We start from the raw sequence: 19174 nt of genomic DNA on the forward strand, positions 1-19174 counted from the left end.
CGTCGCTTTTTGAAACCCGTGAGTTCCATTCATGCCTCTCGATGCGGAAGAGATACCTGACTGGCGCGCTCGGCGGCGCGAGGTCATCCTCACCGCCGCGGCCGAGCTGTTCGCCGGCCGCGACTATGCCTCCGTCCAGGTCGAGGAGGTGGCGAAACGGGCCGGCGTCGGCAAGGCGACCCTGTACCGCTACTTCCCCTCCAAGGAGGAGTTGTATCTGGAATCGCTGGAGCGCGCGCTGGGCGGGCTCGAGCAGAAGCTGAACGCGGAGCTGGCGCCGCAGCATCAGCCGGCGACCGTCCGCCTGTCCTCGATGGTTTCCGCCCTGGTCGACACGCTGAGCGAACAGCTGCAGACGCTGAAGCTGCTGGGCGGCGACCAGTCCGATCTGGCCGACCGCACCCGGCGCATCCTGCGCCGCCGCAGCCAGGGCACTGCGACCGCCCTGCAGCAGGTGCTGGCCGACGGCATGGCGTCGGGCGAATTCCGCAAGGTCGATCTGGAGATCGTCCCGCTGCTGATCATCGGCATGGTGCGCGGCGGGATCATGCAGTTGGGCGACCGCCCGCGCGACGCGCTGGAACGTTCCGTCATCGACCTTCTGATGTCAGGCATCACCACGCTGCCCCCCTTCATATAAGCGAAGCGCCGCGATCCGGCGTCTGGAGTCCCAACGGATGAGACGGCTTTTCCTGGTCCTGCTGGTCGCCGTGCTGGTCGGCGGCGGCGGTTACTATTGGTATGCTAATCAATCCGCAGGAAGGATGGCCCAGACGGCCAGGACGGAGCCGGCCGCTGCGCGGGCGGTGCCGGTGGTGACGCAGATCGTGGCGGCCCAGGCGCTGCCCGAACAGATCGTCACCATCGGCAGCGTCCAGCCCATCGCCGCCATCGCGATCAAGGCGCGCATAGACAGCGTGGTCGAGAGCGTCGCCTTCACCGAAGGGCAGGAGGTCAGGACCGGCGACACCCTGTTCACCCTCGACGCCCGCGCGCTCGACGCCCAGCTCCGCCAGGCGCAGGCCAACCTGGAGCGCGACCGCGCCAACCTGGAAAAGGCCAAGGGCGACGTGAAGCGCTATGCCGAGCTGGTGCGCACCAGCGCCATCTCGCGCACCACCTACGACGCCGCGGTCGCCACCGCCGACGCGTTGGAGGGCACGGTGAAGGCCGATCTGGCGGCGATCGAGGCGGCCAGGGTGTCGCTCAGCTTCACCCGCATCACCGCGCCGATGGACGGACGCACCGGCACCGTCGCCGCCAAGGTCGGCACCATGGTCCGCGCCGCCGATGCCAACCCGCTGGTGACGCTGACCCAGCTGCGCCCGATCAATGTCAGCTTCAACGTCCCGGAAAAGCATCTGCCGACGATCCGCGCCGCGATGGCCAGGGGCTCGCTGCCGGTCACCGCCAGCATCGCCGGCAGCCGCGGCGAGACGGCGGAGGGTAGGCTGTCCTTCGTCGACAGCCAGGTCGACCAGCAGACCGGCACCATCCTGGTGAAGGGCGAGTTTCCCAATGCCGACACCCGGCTGTGGCCCGGCCAGTTCGTCGACACCGTGCTGACCCTGCGGGTCGAGCCCGACGCCCTGACCGTCGCCGATCTGGCGGTGCAGACCGGCCAGAAGGGCCGCTTCGTCTATGTCGTGAAGGCGGACGAGACGGTGGAGGTGCGCCCGGTCACGGTGGAGCGCACCCATGGCGGCCAGAGCGTCATCGCCACCGGCCTCAAGGCCGGCGAGCGGGTGGTGGTCGACGGCCAGTCGCGGCTGTTCCCCGGTGCCAGGGTGTCGGAACGCGCCGGCGGCAAGCCGGCGCCGCCGCCCGGCGGGGAGAGCGCGGCGAGCGCGCGGCAGCAGGGTTCGGCGGCCCATGAATCCGCTCAGGCACAGACCGGCGGGGGCGCGACGTGAACCTCTCCGAACTCTGCATCCGCCGTCCGGTGATGACCATCCTGCTGACGGCGGCGATGGTCCTCGGCGGTCTGGCGGCCTACCGCCAGCTGCCCACCGCGGCGCTGCCGCGGGTGGATTTCCCGGTCGTCAGCGTCACCGCATCCCTGCCCGGCGCCTCGCCGGAAACCATGGCGGCCTCGGTCGCCAGCCCGCTGGAGCGGGAATTCTCCACCATCGCCGGCATCGACACGCTGACCTCGAACAGCACGCTCGGCAACACCAGCATCACCATCCAGTTCGTGCTGGAGCGCGACATCGACGCGGCGGCGGCCGACGTGCAGGCGGCCATCGCCCGCACCCAGCGCCGGCTGCCGGCGGAGATGACGACCCCGCCCAGCTACCGCAAGGTCAACCCGGCCGACCAGCCGATCCTGTTCGTGTCGCTCAACTCGCCGACGCTGCCGCTTTCCAAGCTGAACGACATCGCCGAGACGCTGATCCAGCCCAAGGTCGCGACCCTGCCCGGCGTCGCCCAGGTCCAGATCTACGGCTCGCAGAAATACGCGGTGCGGGTGCAGGTCAACCCCAACGCGCTGGCGCTGCGCGGCATCGGCATCGACGAGCTGCAGAAGTCGCTGGCCGCGGCCAACGCCAACACGCCGGTCGGCACCCTGACCGGCCAGCAGCAGCAACTGGTGATCGCCGCCAACCCGCAGCTTCCCGACGCCGCCGCCTTCCGCGAGCTGATCGTCGCCTACCGCAACAGCGCCCCCGTCCGGCTGGGCGACGTGGCGCTGGTGCAGGACAGCGTCGAGAACAACCGGACGGCCAGCTGGCTGAACGGCACCCGCAGCATCATGCTGGCGGTCCAGCGCCAGCCCGACGCCAACACGGTGGAGGTGGTGGACCGCGTGCGCGCCCTGCTGCCGTCCTTCAAGGCGCAGCTTCCGGCATCCGCCGCCATCGACATCGTCAACGACCGCTCCCAGTCGATCCGGCAGGCGGTGGAGGACGTGCAGTTCACCCTGGCGCTGACCATCGTGCTGGTGGTGCTGGTGATCTTCCTGTTCCTGCGCCGCCTGTCGGCGACGCTGATCCCGGCGCTGGCGGTGCCGATCTCGCTGATCGCGACGGCGGGCGGCATGCATCTGCTCGGCTTTTCCGTCGACAACATCTCGCTGATGGCGCTGACGCTGGCGGTCGGCCTCGTGGTCGACGACGCCATCGTGATGATGGAGAACATCGTCCGCTACGTCGAGGAGGGCATGAAGCCGTTCGAGGCGGCGATCAAGGGCTCGCGCGAGATCGGCTTCACCATCCTGTCCATCACCCTGTCGCTGGTTGCGGTCTTCATCCCGATCCTGCTGATGGGCGGAGTCGTCGGCCGGCTGTTCCACGAATTCGCCCTGGTCGTCACCATGGCGATCGCCGCGTCGGCCTTCGTGTCGCTGACGCTGACGCCGATGATGTGCTCGCGCTTCCTCACCCACCACGCCCCCGGCGAGGAGAAGGAGGGCTGGTTCGGCCGAATGCTGGAGGGCGGATTCTCCGCCGTGCTGAACGGCTATGCCCGGACCCTGCGCTGGACGCTGCGCCACCGGCCGCTGATGGGGCTGGTGATGATCGCTACGGTGGCCGGCACCGCCCTGATGTACCAGGCGATCCCCAAGGGCTTCTTCCCGACCGAGGACATCGGCCAGATCCAGGTCACGACCGAGGCGCGGCCCGACATCGCCTTCGCCGCGATGGCCGAGCGCCAGCAGCAGGTCGCGGCGATCATGAAGGCCCACCCGGCGGTGGTCGACGTCATCTCCTCGGTCGGGACCGGCGGCAGCACCGGCAACCAGGGCCGCATGTTCGTCACGCTGAAGCCGCGCGACGAGCGCCCGTCGGCGACCGAGGTGATCCAGCAGCTGCGCCGGCAGGTCAACGGCATCCCCGGCATGGCGGTCTACATGCAGCCGGTGCAGAACCTGCGCATCGGCGGCCGTTCGTCGAAGAGCCTCTACCAATACACCATCCAGGGCCTCGACCTCGACGAGCTGTACCAGTGGTCGGCCCGGCTGGAACAGACGCTGCACGGCATCCCCGTCCTCCAGGACGTCACCAGCGACCTTCAGCTCAACAACCCGCAGGCCTATGTCCACATCGACCGCGAGAAGGCGGCGACGCTGGGGATCGGCGTCGATCAGGTGCGCTCGACCCTCTACAGCGCCTTCGGCCAGCGGCAGGTCTCGACCATCTATACCCCCAGCAACGATTATCAGGTGCTGATCGAGCTGGAGCCGAAATACCAGAGCGACGACAGCTCGCTGTCCCGCATCTATGTCCGCTCGGCCACGACGGCCAAGCTGGTGCCGCTCGACGCCTTCGCGCGGGTGGAGCGCACCGCCGGCCCGCTGGCGGTGGCGCACCAGGGGCAGTTGCCGGCGGTCACCCTGTCCTTCAACGTCGCGCCCGGCGCCTCGCTGGGGCAGGCGGTCGACCTGATCCGCGCGGCGGAGCGCGAGATCGAGCTGCCGCCCACCATCACCACCGGCTTCGCCGGCACCGCCCAGGTGTTCCAGGATGCCCAGGCCGGGCAGGCGCTGCTGCTGTCGGCCGCGGTGCTGGTGATCTACATCGTGCTCGGCGTGCTGTACGAGAGCTTCGTCCACCCGCTGACCATCCTGTCCGGCCTGCCGTCGGCGGTGATCGGCGCGCTCGGCACCCTGATGCTGTTCGACACCGAGCTCAGCATGATCGCGATCATCGGCATCCTGATGCTGATCGGCATCGTGAAGAAGAACGCGATCATGATGATCGATTTCGCGGTGGAGGCGCGGCGCAACGGCATGTCGGCGCATGACGCCATCGAGCAGGCCTGCCTGCTGCGCTTCCGACCGATCATGATGACGACGATGGCTGCGATCATGGGTACCCTGCCGATCGCCGTCGCCCATGGCGCGGCGGCGGAACTGCGCCAGCCGCTCGGCCTCGCGGTGGTCGGCGGCCTGTGCGTGTCGCAGGTGCTGACGCTCTACATCACGCCGTCGCTCTATCTCTACATGGAGGATTTCGGCCGCTTCGTCGGCGGCCTGTTCCATCGCGGCCGCAAGGCCGACCTGCCGCACGGCCCGATGCCGGCCGCCGGAGACGACTGAGCCGCACCTAAACCGCGATCCCTATACCGCGATTTGGGTCAGCAGTGGCGTGTTCACCCCGGCATCGGCGCGCCGGTAGGCGTCGATGGCCTCGGACCACGGCTCGATGGTGAGGCCGCTGCCCATGGCTTCCTGGTGGATGCTCTGGGCGACATAGCCGGCGTTGGGCACTGCCGTCAGCGGCACGGTTCCGCCGCTGACCGGGCCGGACCCGTCCGCGGCGCCGCCGATGGCGAATCCGCCGGCCGACCCGCCGGCCGTGCGGCTGCGCGCCGCCGTCTGCTCGGCATCGGCCCGGCCGCTGCCCTTCAGCGCATCGCCGGTCTCGCCGGTCTGGTCCTTGCCGCGCTTGCGCTCGTCCTCACCGGGGATACGGCGGATCGGCTGAACCGCCGCGGCGTCGCTCGCCAGCATCTGACGCAGCTTCGCCAGCCCTGCGGGGGGCTGCGTGCCGGTCGGTGCGGGGAGGGCGGCCAGTCCGGACAAGGGGCGGTTACCTCAAGCTGGCGGGAAGGGCGGTCGTGCAACCCTGTCGATCATGCACAAACGCAGTGCGATTCGGAACAGGGTAATATGGCAAAGGTTCCGTAAAGCTTAAAATGTCCGCTAAATGTCGCGTGATTGTGACGTCTCGGCACAGACGAAGGCTCGGCAGGACCGCTGCTGGCTGATACAGTGCCCCGTTCGATTGTGGAACTGCGTAATGACGGATGGCTCGCCGACCTTGCCAGCCCAGAACCCCGACCTCCCGACGAACCCGCCGGATCGGCCAGCCCAATCCGACGGAGCCCAATCCGACGGAACCCAATCCGACGGAACCCAATCCGACGGAACCCAATCCGATGGCGGCCTTGCGGCGCTCGCGCTGGAGCAGATCGACCAGGGCGTGATCCTGGTCGACGCCGCCCTGACGGTGCGGATCGTCAGCGGGCCGCTGTACGAGCTGTTCGGCCGGCCGCGCGGTTTCATGCCGGGCGCGACCTACCCGCAGCTGGTGCGCCATCTCGCCTGGGCCGGCGAATACGGCCCCGGCAACCCGGAGGAGCTCGCCGACCGGCAGATCGCAAGCGCCTGCCGCGCCGAGCCGCCGCTTTTCGAGCACCGCCGCCCCGACGGCCGCGTACTGGAGGTGCGGACCCGGCTCCTCCCCGACGGCGGTTTCGTCCGCACCTACACCGACGTCACCGAGCGCAAGCGGGCGGAGGAGGGGCTTGCCGCCCAGCGCCACCTGCTGCGGCTGACGCTGGAGAATGCCGGGCAGGGGATCGTCCTGCTCGACCGCGACCTGCGCTACATCGCCTGGAATGCCGGCGCGCTGGACATCCTCGGCCTGTCGGAGGAGACGATGCGCGCCGGCCCGACCCTGCCGGAGGTGGTGCGGCACCAGCTGTCCAGCGGGCTGGTGGCGATGCCGGCCGGCGCCCCGGATTTCGGCGACGACCTCGACGCCAAGACCGCCTACCTGATGAGCAGGCTCGGCCGGCCGGCGGGCGAGTTCGTCTATGCCCGTCCCCAGGGCGACGGCCGTTTTATCGAGGTGCGGGTGGTGCCGCTGCCGGACGGCGGGCAGGTCCGCAGCTTCATCGACATCACCGACCGCGTCGTCGCCGACGAGGCGGTGCGCCAGAGCCGCGAGATCCTGACCGGCGTCATCGACGCCATCCCGGCGCTGATCGACGTGAAGGACCGCGACGGCTCTGTCCGGCTGACCAACCGCTATTACCGCGAGACCTACGGCCCGGCCGGTCCGCCCGCCGGCCCGGCGGCCCAGCGCGCCGCGGCGTTCGACCGGCTCGTGGCGGATTGCGGCCAGGGACTGCCCTTCCACGAGGACCGGGCGCCCGACGGCAGCGGCACCCTGCGCGACTGGCTGACCACCAAGATGCCGCTGACCGGCGACGACGGCGAGGTCACCCACATCGTCACCGTGTCGCTGGACATCACCGCGCGCAAGCGGGCGGAAGCGGAGCTGCGCGACGCCCAGGCCAGCCTGATCCAGGCGGAGAAGCTGTCGTCGCTGGCCCAGCTGGTGGCCGGCGTCGCCCATGAGGTGAACACGCCCATCGGCGTGACCCTGACGGCGATTTCCCATCTGGGCGAGCAGGTCGCCCGCATCCGCGCCCTCTACGACGAGAACCGCATCCGCCGCAGCGACTTCCACGAGTTCCTGGACCTGTCCTGGGAGACGACGCGGATGATCCTGACCAACGTCGAGCGCGCGACCGGCCTGATCCAGAGCTTCAAGCAGGTCGCCGCCGACCAGGCCAGCGGCGAGCGCCGCCCCTTCGACCTCGCCGCCTATGTCGACGAGGTGCTGCTGAGCCTGCGTCCCCGCCTGCGCGGCACCGCGGTTTCGGTGGAGCTCGACATCCCGCCCGGCCTGGTCGTCGACGGCTATCCCGGCGCCTTCGCGCAGGTGCTGTCCAATCTGGTCATCAACGCCCTGGTCCACGCCTTCGACGAGGGCGGGACCGGCCGCATCCGCCTGTCCGCCCGCGAGGAGCCGCCGGGCTGGATCGAGATGCGCTACGCCGACGACGGCAAGGGCATACCGCCCGACATCCGCCCCCGCGTGTTCGAGCCCTTCTTCACCACCAGGCGCGGCCTCGGCGCCAGCGGCCTGGGCCTCAGCATCTGCGCCAACATCATGGCCGGAACCATGCGCGGCAGCATCGTGCTGGAAAGCGGCAGGGAGGATGGCGGCGAGAAGGGCGCGCGGTTCCTGCTGCGCTTTCCGGTGGGGTAGGGGGAACAGCGCGGCGGGATCGTCCGGTGCGGCTCACGTCTTTCACGCTTCAAATCGAGTCCGATTTCACACGATGCGATCTCGTCGCCTTGGCCAGCAGCCTGCCGGTGGCCGTGGCGAGCTGATTTTGGGTGTATGGCTTGGCAAGGCGCGGCATGTCGGCGACGACGCCCTCCGGCAGGTCGGCATATCCCGTCGCCAGCAGCACCGGCAGGTCCGGAACCATGCCCTGGGCCGCGCGGGCGAGTTCGACCCCGGTCATGCCGGGCATCGCGTAGTCCGTCAGCAGCAGGTCGACCGCCTGTCCGCTGCGCAGAAGCTCCAGTGCCTCGATGCCGGAATTCGCCTCGACCACCGTGTGTCCGAGGTCGGTCAGCATGTCGACCGTGCTCATGGCGATCAGCGCGTCGTCGTCGACCACGAGGACCACGGCGGGAGGGACATCGGCCGCCGGTGCCGGGGGCGGCTCGGCCGCCCGCACAGGTGCCGTCGCCCGGGGCAGCCACAGCTCCACCAGCGTCCCCCGGCCCGGCACGCTGGACAGCCGGAACGCGCCGCCGGACTGGACCGCCAGGCCATGGACCATCGACAGGCCGAGCCCGGTGCCCTTGCCGATTCCCTTGGTCGAGAAGAACGGCTCGACCGCGCGGGCAAGCGTCGGGGCGTCCATTCCGGCGCCGGTGTCCTGCACGCTCAGCCGCGGGGTGCGGCCGGGGGCGAGACCGGACGATGCGGCGGCCGGCGCCTCGTCCAGCGACACCGTGAGCGTGCCGCCCTCCGGCATGGCGTCGCGGGCGTTGATGGCGAGGTTCAGGATCGCCAGCTCCAGCTGGTTGGGATCGATCAGGGCCGGCGGCAGGCCCGCATGCGCCTCGATCCGCACCAGGATGCGCGGCCCCACCGAGCGCTCCAGCAAGGTCCGCATGCCTTCCAGCAGGCCGGCGAGGTCGACCGCCTGGGGCTGCAGATCCTGCCGGCGGGCGAAGGCCAGAAGCCGCTGGGTCAGCGTCGCCCCGCGCTGCGCGCCCTGCATGGCGCCGTCGAACAGGCGCTTCGTCGTCGGATCGTCGGGAATCCGCTTGCGCAGCAGCTCCAGATTGCCGAGCACCGCCATCAGCAGGTTGTTGAAGTCGTGCGCGACGCCTCCGGTGAGCTGGCCGAGCGTCTCCAGCTTCTGCGTCTGACGCAGCTGCTCCTCGGCACGCTCGCGGTCGCGCATCTCCGCGCGCAGGCGGTCCAGCGTTTCCTCCAGCTCGCGGGTGCGCTCCCGCACCGTGGCCTCCAGCGTCGTGGTGAGACGCTGCAGGGCTTCCTGCGCCGCCTTCTGGACACCGATGTCGACGATGACCGCCAGCGCGCCGACAAGCTGGCCGGTGCCGTCACGCACCGGCACGCCGCTGACCCGGGTCCAGGTCGACGAGCCGTCGGGCCGCCGGCAGGTGAACTCGACCCCATGAACCAGCTCGCCGCGCAGGGCGCGCGCACCGGGAAACTGCTCCGGGGGCAGATGGCGTCCCTGGTCGTCATGCCCGATCCAGCTATGGCTGCCGTCGGGCTGCCGGGATGGGATCACCGCGCCCGGCAGGAACCCTTCGAAGGCCGGGTTGCACAGCATGACCCTGCCGTCCCGGTCCATCAGCGAGACACCGACCGGCAGATGCTTGATCAGCGCCGCGAAATGGGCGCGCTCGCCGGCCAGATCGGCCAGCAGGCGGTCGCGCTCGACCAGATGGGCCCGCGCGTCGTACTGGCGGCGGCGCCCGCGCAGGCAGGTGCGCGCCACGCTGATCAGCGTGGTCGGGTGGAAGGGGCGCTCGATGAAGGTGACGTTGCCGAGCAGCTCGGTCAGGCGGGCGGCTTCCGGCGTGCGCTCGGCGCCGTCGCCGCGCATCGTCAGCAGCACGACCGGAAGGTCGGACCAGGGTGGCTGCGCGCCGATCCAGGCGACGAGCCCCTGGAGGTCGGCGGTGCGCACGGCCTCCTCGACCAGGATCAGCAGCCCGACCCCGTCGTCCAGCGCCTGGCACAAGGCCGTCAGGTCGGGACAGGCCAGCGCGGCGATCCCGACCTCGCCCAGCAGGGCGGCCGCGACGGCGGCATCCCGTCCGCGCGGCGCCAGGATCAGCGCGCGCTCCATGGTCGCGGACTCGGTCACGCCGGCTCGTCCCGCAGCAGCGGGCCGCCTTGTCCGCTGTAGACCGGCACGCCGCGCAGCACGCCCTGGAACTCGTCCAGCGGCGGTCCTAGGCTGATGCCGCGATCGGTGACCCGGTATTCGCGGATGGTGTCCTCATGCGGCCCGGCGCGCTTCTTGATCACCGAGATCGCCCGCCGGACCCGGCCCAGCGCCTCGAAATAGCGCAGCAGTACGACGGTATCGGCAAGGTAGGTGACGTCGACCGGCGATTGCATGTCGCCGATCAGGCCGTGCTGCGCGATGGTGAGGAAGGTCGTCACGCCCTGCCGGTTCAGGTACAGCAGCAACTCGTGCAGGTGCAGGACCAGCAGTTTCTCTTCCGGCATCGCCGCCTGGTAGCCGTTGAGGCTGTCGATCACCACGGTTCGGATATGGTGGTGGTCGATGAAGCCGCGCACGCGGTGGGTGAATTCGCCGGGCGCCAGTTCGGCCGCGTCCACCTGTTCGATCAGCAGGCTGCCGCGGTCGCGGAGGGCCTCGAGGTCCAGGCCCAAAGCCCTCGTCCGGGCGAACAGCAGGCCGAGTTCCTCGTCGAAGACGAACAGCGCGGCACGCTCGCCCCGCGCGATGGCGGCGACGGCGAACTGGATGGCGAACAGCGACTTTCCGGTGCCTGCCGGGCCGATGATGAGGGAGCTCGACCCGCGCTCCATTCCGCCGCCGAGCAGGGTGTCGAGTTCGGCGATGCCGCTGGCCAGACGCTCTCCGGCGAATCCGGTGCGATGCTCCGCGGCGATGAGCCGGGGGAACACACGGATGCCGCCGGTGCCGATGGAGAAGTCGTGATAGCCGCCGCGGTACGCTTGGCCGCGATACTTGACCACGCGCAGCCGCCGCCGCTCCGCCCCATAGGCCGGCGTGATCATCTCCAGCCGGATTACGCCATGGGCGATGCTATGGACCGTCTTGTCCATCGTGTCGGTGGTGAGGTCGTCGAGCAGCAGCACGGTGGCGCCATGCCGGGCGAAATAATGCTTGAGCGTGAGGATCTGGCGGCGGTATCGCAGCGAATCCTGCGCCAGCAGGCGGATCTCCGACAGGCTGTCCAGAACGATCCGGACCGGCTTGATGCGCTCGATCGCCTCGAACAGGTGCCTGGTGGTCTCGCCGAGCTCCAGGTCGGAGGAGTAGAGCAGGCTCTGCTGGTGTTCCGCATCGAGCAGGCTTTCCGGCGGGACCAGCTCGAACACCGTGATCCCCTCGCCAAGCGTCCAGCCATGCGAGGCCGCGGCCTCGCGCAGTTCCTCCTCGGTTTCCGACAAGGTGACGTAGAGCCCGGTTTCGCCGGCGGCGGTGCCCTCCAGCAGGAACTGCAAGGCCAGCGTGGTCTTCCCCGTGCCGGGGCTGCCTTCGAGCAGGAACACACGGTCGCGGGACAGACCGCCCGCGAGGATGTCATCGAGCCCGGCGACGCCGGTTCGCGCCTTGCGCGGCAGGTCAGTGGGTGCGGCCATGGCGGGTCGGGAGATCCGTTCTGAGGGTATCGGGCAGCGTGTCCGCCGGAATGCGGTCCAGGATCCCGGCCCGGGTCGCCGTCAGCCGGCGGTCGGGCAGGATGCGGTCGCGCGGCACGGCACCGGGATGAGGCAGGAGATCGTTGGGCAAAGGCAATTCCGCGGACATCGGACACGACCGGAGGGGGCGTTCATCCAGATGTAGCGTGTCCCATGGCGGAGGGCAGCCTTAGCGATCAGCATCGGTCCTTTGGCGTAGGGACGCCGAAAGGCGCGGCGGCCGTCCGTTGCCGCCGCGCCGTCGACCCGCCCTGTCCCTGCTGTCCGGAATGCAGCCGCCGGCCCCCCGGCGGCCCGTGCCCTCACGCCGCGCGGATGCCGGACAGGAAGCGTTCGACCTCGATCTTCATCTGCTCCGACTGGCGCGACAGTTCGCCGGCGGCGCCCAGCACCTGGGACGCGGCGCTGCCGGTCTGGGTGGCGCCGCGGCTGACTTCGGTGATGTTCGCCGTCACCACCTCGGTGCCCCGTGCCGCCTCCTGGACGTTGCGGGCGATCTCGCCGGTCGCCGCGCCCTGTTCCTCGATGGCCGAGGCGATGGAGGTGGCGATCTCGTTGATGATGGCGATTGTGCCGCCGATGCCGGTGATGGCGTTCGCGGCCTCGCCGGTCGCCTGCTGCATCGACGCGATCTGGCCGGCGATCTCCTCCGTCGCCTTGGCGGTCTGGGTGGCGAGATTCTTCACCTCGCTGGCGACGACGGCGAAGCCCTTGCCGGCCTCTCCCGCCCTTGCGGCCTCGATGGTGGCGTTCAGCGCCAGCAGGTTGGTCTGGCTGGCGATGTCGGTGATCAGCTTCACCACGTCGCCGATGCGCTGGGCGGCGTCGACCAGCCCCTGGACCCGCTGGTTGGTGGCTTGCGCCTCGCCCACCGCCTGGGCGGCGATGGTGGTGGAGCGCGCCACCTGCGCGCTGATCTCCGAGATCGAGGCGGACAGCTCGTCGGTCGCCGACGCCACCGTCTGTACGTTGACCGAGGCCTGCTCGGCCGCCGCCGCCGTGCTGGCGGCCTGGTCGTTGGTCTGTTCGGCCGTTTGCGACATGCCCTGTGCCGTGGCGTCCAGTTCGGCGGCGGCGGTGCTGACCGTGCGCAGGATGCCGGACATGCTGCTGTCGAAGCCGGCGACCAGCCGCTCCACCGCGGCGGTGCGCTGTTCCTTGGACTTGCGCTCGGCCTCCTCGGCCGCCGCCATGCGGGCGCGGTCCAGCGCATTCTGGCGGAAGACCTCGACCGCCCGGGCCATGCCGCCGATCTCGTCGCCGCGCTCCGTCCCCGCCACCTCGACCGACAGGGTGCCCTCGGCGAGATGGGACATGGTGTCGGTGATGCGGGCGATCGGCCGCACGATGCCGGCGCGGGCGACCACGACGCTGACGGCGACCGCCGCACCGACGCCGCCGATGCCGACCGTCAGCATCAGCGCGATCATGCGGGACTTGAAAGCGTCGAGCTCGTCGTTCGCCTGCTTGATGCTGTCGATGTTCCGCTGTGCGGTCGCTTCCAGCTGCTTGCCGAGCGCAACCCGGTTGGCGCGGCCTTCCGGTGTGTTGCCGTGCTTTTCCGCTGCTTCCGGAGCGACTTCGATGCCGAGGCGGACGAGCTCGTTGCGGATGGCGATGAAATCGTTGGCGCTGTCGTTCAACTTCCGGAAATCGGCCTTCAGGCCGGGCGGCAGCAGGCTCTCCCATTCCGCCATGCGCTTTCCGATCGACGCGGTCGACTCCCGGATCCCCTTGCCGAACAGCTGCACCTCGTCCTTGTTCTTGGCCATATAGATCCCGCGGCTGTCCATCACCGTCTTGTAGATCAGCCCGCTGACCTGCTCGGCCAGCAGTGCCCGCTGCGAGCGGTTCTGGATGTCGTCGACCCGGTCGTCATAGGTGTCGATCGCGACGAACCCGATGACGCCGACCACCGACGCGACCAGTGCCATCAGGACCAGGACGGCGGAGATTTTGCGGCTGATGCTGACGCGGCTCAACAGGGTGCGCATGGGTGGTCTCGTCTCTGTCGGGAAGGGCTCTCCCGACATCATACGCCAGTATGTCTATGACCATCCGCGACAAATTGTACCGACATCTGTCGTTATTATGGCATCGGCATCGAATCCTGTCGGAAGTCTTTAAGCTCAATTAAAAGTCCCGACGCAATTCGCCGTCAGGCCTGCAAGACGATGACAATGCTGTAACGGCGTCTTGTCGTGGTGTGATCCGGTATGCGCAGGGCCGTGCGCGCCCTCACCCTTGCCGAAATGCGCATATCCCTTGCGAATTCGCAATGCCAGCCGCCGTCCAATTAATTAGCTTGTGCTCATATTCCTTCACCCACCGCCGCACCCGCGGCATCGGAACGGAGCACTTGCCATGGCGACCCTGACCAACGGCGGACCGAACGCCCCGGTCTATGAACATTTCAACCTCGGCATCTTCCTGCTCGCCCTGCTGGGGGCGGCGCTGCTGCTGTTGATCCTGCCGATCGGCTTCCTCTTCCATCCGCCGGTCGTGCTGTACGCCGCGCTGCTCGGCACCGCCATATTCTTCGTTGCGATCTGGATGATGACGGCAGGGGCCAAGCGGCACTGAGCGACCGCTCGGCGCAAGGAAAAGCCGCCCTCCCACCGCAAGGCGGGAAGGGCGGCTTTCCGTTTCACCTCACTCCGCGGCCAGCGGCTGCGGCGTGGCGGCGGGGGCGCGGAATCCGGTCAGCAATCTGGCCTCCTTGGCCTTGGCGGCGGCGACGTTGCGCGCCTTCACCGGGCCGTAGCCGCGCATCTCCATCGGCAGCGTGGCGATCTCGACCGCCAGGGCCAGCCTGTCGCGGGTCAGCCCGTGCAGCAGCTCTCCCACCACCGCCTCGTAATCGGCGATCAGCTGGCGTTCCTGGCGCCGCTCGGCGGTGCGGCCGAACGGGTCCATCCAGCTGCCGCGCAGCCGCTTGCCTTTGGCCAGCAGGCGCAGGACCGTCAGCATCCACGGGCCGAAGCTCTTCTTCTTGGGCTCCCCGCCCTCCTCGCCGTCCGCGCCCATCGCCGGCGGCGCCATGTGGAAGGTCAGCTTCCAGTCGCCTTCGAACATGCGCGCCACATTTTCGACGAAGCCGCTGTCGGTGTAGAGGCGGGCGACCTCATACTCGTCCTTGTAGGCCATCAGCTTGAAGTGGGCGCGGGCGACCGCCTCGGTCAGCGCGGTGGAGCCGGGGATCTTCTGCTGTTCCGTCCGGCGGGTCCAGTCGACCAGCGCATGGAAGCGGGCGGCATAGGCGGCGTCCTGGTAATCGGTCAGGAAGCGCTGGCGGCGCTGGATCACCTCCTCCAGGCTGGTCGACTGGCGGCGCTGGTCGAGCAGCAGGGACGGCCCACCCTCGATCCCATCCCGTGCCGGCCTGGCGGCGGCCTCCGCGGTGGCCTGCACTGCGGCGAGGTCGACGGCGGCGCGGCGGCCCCACTGGAAGGCGTCGAGGTTCAGCTTGACCGCGACCCCGTTCAGCTCGATGGCCTTCAGGATCGAGGCTTCGGACAGCGGGATCAGCCCCTTCTGCCATGCATAGCCCATCAGGAACGGGTTGGCGTAGAGGCTGTCGCCCAGCAGCGCGGTGGCGAGCTTCGTCGCGTCGAAGGCGTCGACATTCGCCGCGCCGCCGCAGGCGCGGGTGATGTCGGCGACCAGATCGCGAACCGGGATCACCATGTCCGGCTTCTTGATGAAGTCGGCGGTGATGCTGTCATGGGTATTGATGACGGCGCGGGTGCGGCCGGCGGTCATCTTCGACAGGCCGTCGCCCGCCGCCGCGACGATCAGGTCGCAGCCCAGCACCGCGTCGGCCCCGCCGGCGGCGATGCGGACGGAATGGATGTCCTCCGGGGTATTGGCGATGCGGATGTGGCTGGTCACCGCGCCGCCCTTCTGGGCGAGGCCGGTCATGTCGAGCACGCCGACGCCCTTGCCCTCGATATGGGCGGCCATGCCCAGCAGGGCGCCGATGGTGACGACGCCGGTGCCGCCGACCCCGGTGACGTAGAGGCTCCAGGTCCGGTCGAAGCTGGGCACAGCGGGGTCGGGCAGGGCAGGGGCCGAGGTGGTGCCCTCCGCCGACTTCGGCGCGGCCGGCTTCGGCTTGCGGAGCTGGCCGCCCTCGACCGTCACGAAGCTGGGGCAGAAGCCCTTGGTGCAGGAATAATCCTTGTTGCAGCTCGACTGGTCGATCTGGCGCTTGCGGCCGAACTCGGTCTCCTGCGGGATGACGGAGACGCAGGAGGATTTGGCCGAGCAGTCGCCGCAGCCCTCGCAGACCAGCTCGTTGATGACCACCCGCTTGGCCGGGTCGACCATCTTGCCGCGCTTGCGGCGGCGGCGCTTCTCGGTGGCGCAGGTCTGGTCGTAGATCAGGATGCTGGTGCCGGTGACCTCGCGCATCTCCTTCTGCACGCGGTCGAGGTCGTCGCGGTGCTCGACCGTGGTGAATTGCGGCAGGCCGTTGCCGATGCCGTATTTCTCCGGCTCGTCGGTGACGACCGTGATCCGGGTGACACCCTCGGCGCGCAGGGTCTGGGCGATGGACTGGACGGTCTGGGTGCCGTCGAAGGGCTGGCCCCCGGTCATCGCCACCGCGTCGTTGAACAGGATCTTGTAGGTGATGTTCACCTTGGCGGCGATGGCCTGCCGGATCGCCAGGATGCCGGAATGGAAATATGTGCCGTCGCCCAGATTGGCGAAGATGTGCTGTTCGTCGGTGAAGGGGGCTTGGCCGACCCAGGGCACGCCCTCGCCGCCCATCTGGGTGAAGGTGTCGGTCGAGCGGTCGAGCCACGTCGCCATATAGTGGCAGCCGATGCCGCCCAGCGCCCGGCTGCCCTCCGGCACGACGGTCGAGGTGTTGTGCGGGCAGCCGGAGCAGAAGGTTGGCTTGCGCACGACGCGGGCGACATGGGCCTTCTGCTTTTCCTGTGCATCGAGGAAGGCGATGCGGCGGACGAGGTTTTCGTTGTCGACGAAGCGCTGGATGCGGCGGCCGATGACCACGGCGATCTGCGCCGGGGTCAGCTCGCCGGCGCTGGGCAGGATCCACTCGCCCTGTTCGTCGAACTTGCCGACCACCTTCGGGCGGACGTCGGGATTCCAGTTGTAGAGCTGTTCCTTCAGCTGGTTCTCGATGACGGCGCGCTTCTCCTCGACCACGACGATCTCTTCCAGACCCTCGGCGAAGTTGCGGACGCCGTCGCGCTCCAGCGGCCAGGGCATGCCGACCTTGTAGACGGTGATGCCCCAGTCGGCGGCCATCTCCTCGGTGATGCCGAGCTCGTCGAGCGCCTGCCGGACGTCGAGATAGCTCTTGCCGGTGGTGACGATGCCGAAGCGCGGGCGCGGGCTGTCCAGCACCACCCGGTCCAGCTTGTTGGCACGCGCGAACGCCAGGGCGGCGTACAGCTTGTGCTTCATCAGCCGGTGTTCCTGCTCCAGCGGCGGGTCGGGCCAGCGGATGTTCAGGCCGCCCGGCGGCATGTCGAAATCGGCGGGGATGACCGGGTTGACGCGGAGCGGGTCGATATGGACCGAGGCCGAGGTGTCGACCGTCTCGGCGATGGTCTTCATCGCGATCCAGCAGCCCGACCACCGGCTCATCTGCCAGCCGATCAGGCCGTAATCCAGGATCTCCTGCACCCCAGACGGGTTCAGCACCGGGATCATCGCATGCATGTAGGCATGTTCGGACTGGTGCGGAAAGGTGGAGGACTTGCAATTGTGGTCGTCGCCGGTCAGCACCAGCACGCCGCCATGTTTGGAGGTGCCGGCGGCGTTGGCATGCTTGAACACGTCGCCGGAGCGGTCGACGCCCGGCCCCTTGCCGTACCACATGGCGAAGACGCCGTCATATCTGGCGCCCTTGAACATGCCGACCTGCTGGCTGCCCCAGACGGCGGTGGCGCCCAGCTCCTCGTTGACGCCGGGCTGGAACTGGATGTGGTTCTTCTCCAGGAACTTGCGGGCGTTCCACAGATTCTGGTCGAACCCGCCCAGCGGCGAGCCGCGATAACCCGAAATGAAGCAGCCGGTGTTCAGCCCGGCGGCGAGGTCGCGCTGGCGCTGCATCATCGGCAACCGCACCAGCGCCTGGGTGCCGGTGAGGTACACGCGCCCGTGTTCGAGCGCGTACTTGTCTTCGAGAGACACGTTCGCCAGGGACACCGTTGCAAGCGCCATCCTTCATTCCTCCCATCGGTCGGCAGCCTGGCTAGTTCCGGTACGGAGTGCTGGGGCGCCGATTTGTTCGCTGGGCAAAAAGGTAATGAAGGCTGTCTTATTCCGCAACGCCTGCGGCCTCCGGTTCCGCAAAAAGCAAGGAACGGCGCGGCAACCCGCGCTCTTCCGTAACGGAGCGTATGGAAGGCCCCGCCCTGCTGCAATTTCCTGCGAACGCCAGCACTCCGTCCCTTCGCCTTGCCCAGGCCATGACTGGGATATGGGGGTGGACTCAGCGATCGGTCAGGGGTGATTTTCCGGGAGGCGGCCTATCGCCCGGCCGTCCGTCCTGGCTGCCGCCTTCGGGCCAGCCGCCGAAATCGGCGTGGCCGCGGGCGGCCAGCGCACGCACGCTGGCGCGCAATGCGCGGATCAGGCACAGCGCCACCGCCATCGACTGGGTGCCGCCGTCCGAGCCGGCAAGCCAGCGCAAGGCCGCGGCATGTGCCTGCAGGGCGTCGACATAGCCCTCGACGTCCGGGTCGACCCAGGTGATGCAGGTGGACAGCGACGCGACGACGGAGGTCGCGGCGGAATCGCCGCCGGCCGCCAGCTGCAGGTCGGACAGGGCGTGGCGCAGCCGGCTGCCGATCGGGTCGGGCCGGTCGACCGCCGCCTCCAGCTTGTCGAGCGCCAGCTGCAGCCGCACCCGCCTGGGATCGTCGCTGCGGACCGTCGGGGCGCCGGAGTCCGGCGGCGGCAGCTGTGCCGCTCCGCCCGCCGCCGGACGGGAGGCGGACGGCAAGGGGATGGGCGCGCGTGCGATCTCGGGCTGGTCGCCGGACCTGTTGCCGGCCCTCCTGTCGTTGGGGTCGTCGGGGCGGGCCGCGGTTCCGCCGCCGCTGTGGGAGGCCGCAGTGCGCGGGGAGTCGTCGCGGCGGTTCAGCACCGCGTCGATGCGCCGCGCCAGCGTGGCGGCCGGCACCGGCTTGGCCAGCACGGAATCGGCCCCGGCATCCCAGGCGCACCGCACCGTTCCGAGGTCGGCGTTGGCGGTCAGCACGATGACCGGCATATCGGGGCGCAGGCTGCCCGGAGACTGGCGCACCCATTGGATCAGCTGGGCACCGCCCACCGGCTCCATCACCCAGTCCGTCACCATCAGGTCGAAGACCTCGCGCCGCAGCACGTCCTTTGCATCCTGCCCGTTGGACAGCGCGGTGATCTGGCCGACGCCCCACAGCCCCAGCATGTCTTTCAACGCCCGCTGGAGCAGCGGGTTGTCGTCGACGATCAGGATCTTGATCGGGGATGCAGGACGCTTCGTCATGGAGCGGTTCCGATGATGGTGCGATGTCTGTCCCGATATCCGCCTCGTCCCGCCGCTTTTCATGGAAGGGGATGGGTAACCGACCAATGGGCCGGATTTCGCGCCGTTGGGTGTGGGTGAGTATCTCCACCACCCCTTTCGATGCGATGCGGCGCGCGACAGGGACGGTCCC

The 19174-nt window shown here is 69.2% G+C and carries 12 protein-coding genes; 5 read left to right on the forward strand and 7 right to left on the reverse strand.

The features are described from left to right. Nucleotides 1–31 precede the first annotated feature (31 nt). The 3 genes from AL072_RS10945 to AL072_RS10955 are packed head-to-tail and all read left to right on the forward strand — an operon-like array spanning nt 32 to nt 5038. The gene (locus AL072_RS10945) at nt 32–640 is read left to right on the forward strand and encodes a TetR/AcrR family transcriptional regulator (protein ID WP_045580308.1); all 609 of its coding nucleotides are present in this window, start codon (nt 32–34) and stop codon (nt 638–640) included. A gap of 37 nt (nt 641–677) precedes the next feature. Beyond that, entirely contained in the window at nt 678–1913 is a 1236-nt protein-coding gene (locus tag AL072_RS10950) for an efflux RND transporter periplasmic adaptor subunit (RefSeq protein WP_045580307.1), read from the forward strand. Further along, a complete protein-coding gene (locus AL072_RS10955; protein WP_052709864.1) occupies nt 1910–5038 on the forward strand; it encodes an efflux RND transporter permease subunit in 3129 nt (1042 codons plus the stop codon). The genes AL072_RS10950 and AL072_RS10955 overlap by 4 nt, the downstream gene beginning before the upstream one ends. A gap of 21 nt (nt 5039–5059) precedes the next feature. Here AL072_RS10955 and AL072_RS10960 read toward each other — a convergent pair whose 3' ends face one another. Beyond that, the gene (locus AL072_RS10960; protein ID WP_082108782.1) at nt 5060–5524 is read right to left on the reverse strand and encodes a hypothetical protein; all 465 of its coding nucleotides are present in this window, start codon (nt 5522–5524) and stop codon (nt 5060–5062) included. Nucleotides 5525–5762: 238 nt separating this feature from the next. On the opposite strand from AL072_RS10960, the gene AL072_RS10965 reads away from it, so the two are divergent. Next, nucleotides 5763–7784, forward strand: a complete 2022-nt coding sequence (locus AL072_RS10965; RefSeq protein ID WP_045582290.1) for a PAS-domain containing protein — start codon at nt 5763–5765, stop codon at nt 7782–7784. Between the two features lie 49 nt (nt 7785–7833). On the opposite strand, the gene AL072_RS10970 is transcribed toward AL072_RS10965, so the two are convergent. From AL072_RS10970 to AL072_RS10985, 4 genes are all read right to left on the reverse strand, one after another. After that, nucleotides 7834–9939: an ATP-binding protein gene (locus tag AL072_RS10970; RefSeq protein WP_082108781.1), complete on the reverse strand. Its 2106-nt coding sequence runs from the start codon at nt 9937–9939 to the stop codon at nt 7834–7836. Further along, nucleotides 9936–11435: an ATPase domain-containing protein gene (locus AL072_RS10975; RefSeq protein WP_045580305.1), complete on the reverse strand. Its 1500-nt coding sequence runs from the start codon at nt 11433–11435 to the stop codon at nt 9936–9938. Before AL072_RS10975 ends, AL072_RS10970 begins: the two co-directional genes overlap by 4 nt. Beyond that, nucleotides 11419–11586, reverse strand: a complete 168-nt coding sequence (locus AL072_RS34915) for a hypothetical protein (RefSeq protein ID WP_158511060.1) — start codon at nt 11584–11586, stop codon at nt 11419–11421. Before AL072_RS34915 ends, AL072_RS10975 begins: the two co-directional genes overlap by 17 nt. Before the next feature lie 211 nt (nt 11587–11797). After that, complete coding sequence (locus AL072_RS10985; RefSeq protein ID WP_045580303.1) at nt 11798–13489, reverse strand: methyl-accepting chemotaxis protein; 1692 nt, start codon at nt 13487–13489, stop codon at nt 11798–11800. Between the two features lie 370 nt (nt 13490–13859). Between AL072_RS10985 and AL072_RS10990 the strand changes: the two genes are divergently transcribed. Next, on the forward strand, nt 13860–14078 hold the full coding sequence (locus AL072_RS10990; RefSeq protein WP_045580302.1) for a hypothetical protein: 219 nt from the start codon (nt 13860–13862) through the stop codon (nt 14076–14078). A 69-nt stretch (nt 14079–14147) separates the two neighbouring features. Here AL072_RS10990 and AL072_RS10995 read toward each other — a convergent pair whose 3' ends face one another. Continuing rightward, complete coding sequence (locus AL072_RS10995; RefSeq protein WP_045580301.1) at nt 14148–17693, reverse strand: indolepyruvate ferredoxin oxidoreductase family protein; 3546 nt, start codon at nt 17691–17693, stop codon at nt 14148–14150. A gap of 271 nt (nt 17694–17964) precedes the next feature. After that, nucleotides 17965–19002, reverse strand: coding sequence for a response regulator (locus AL072_RS11000; RefSeq protein ID WP_045580300.1), 1038 nt, complete (start codon nt 19000–19002; stop codon nt 17965–17967). Nucleotides 19003–19174: the final 172 nt, after the last annotated feature.

This window comes from Azospirillum thiophilum (genome assembly GCF_001305595.1).
In the GTDB taxonomy this organism is placed as follows: domain Bacteria; phylum Pseudomonadota; class Alphaproteobacteria; order Azospirillales; family Azospirillaceae; genus Azospirillum; species Azospirillum thiophilum.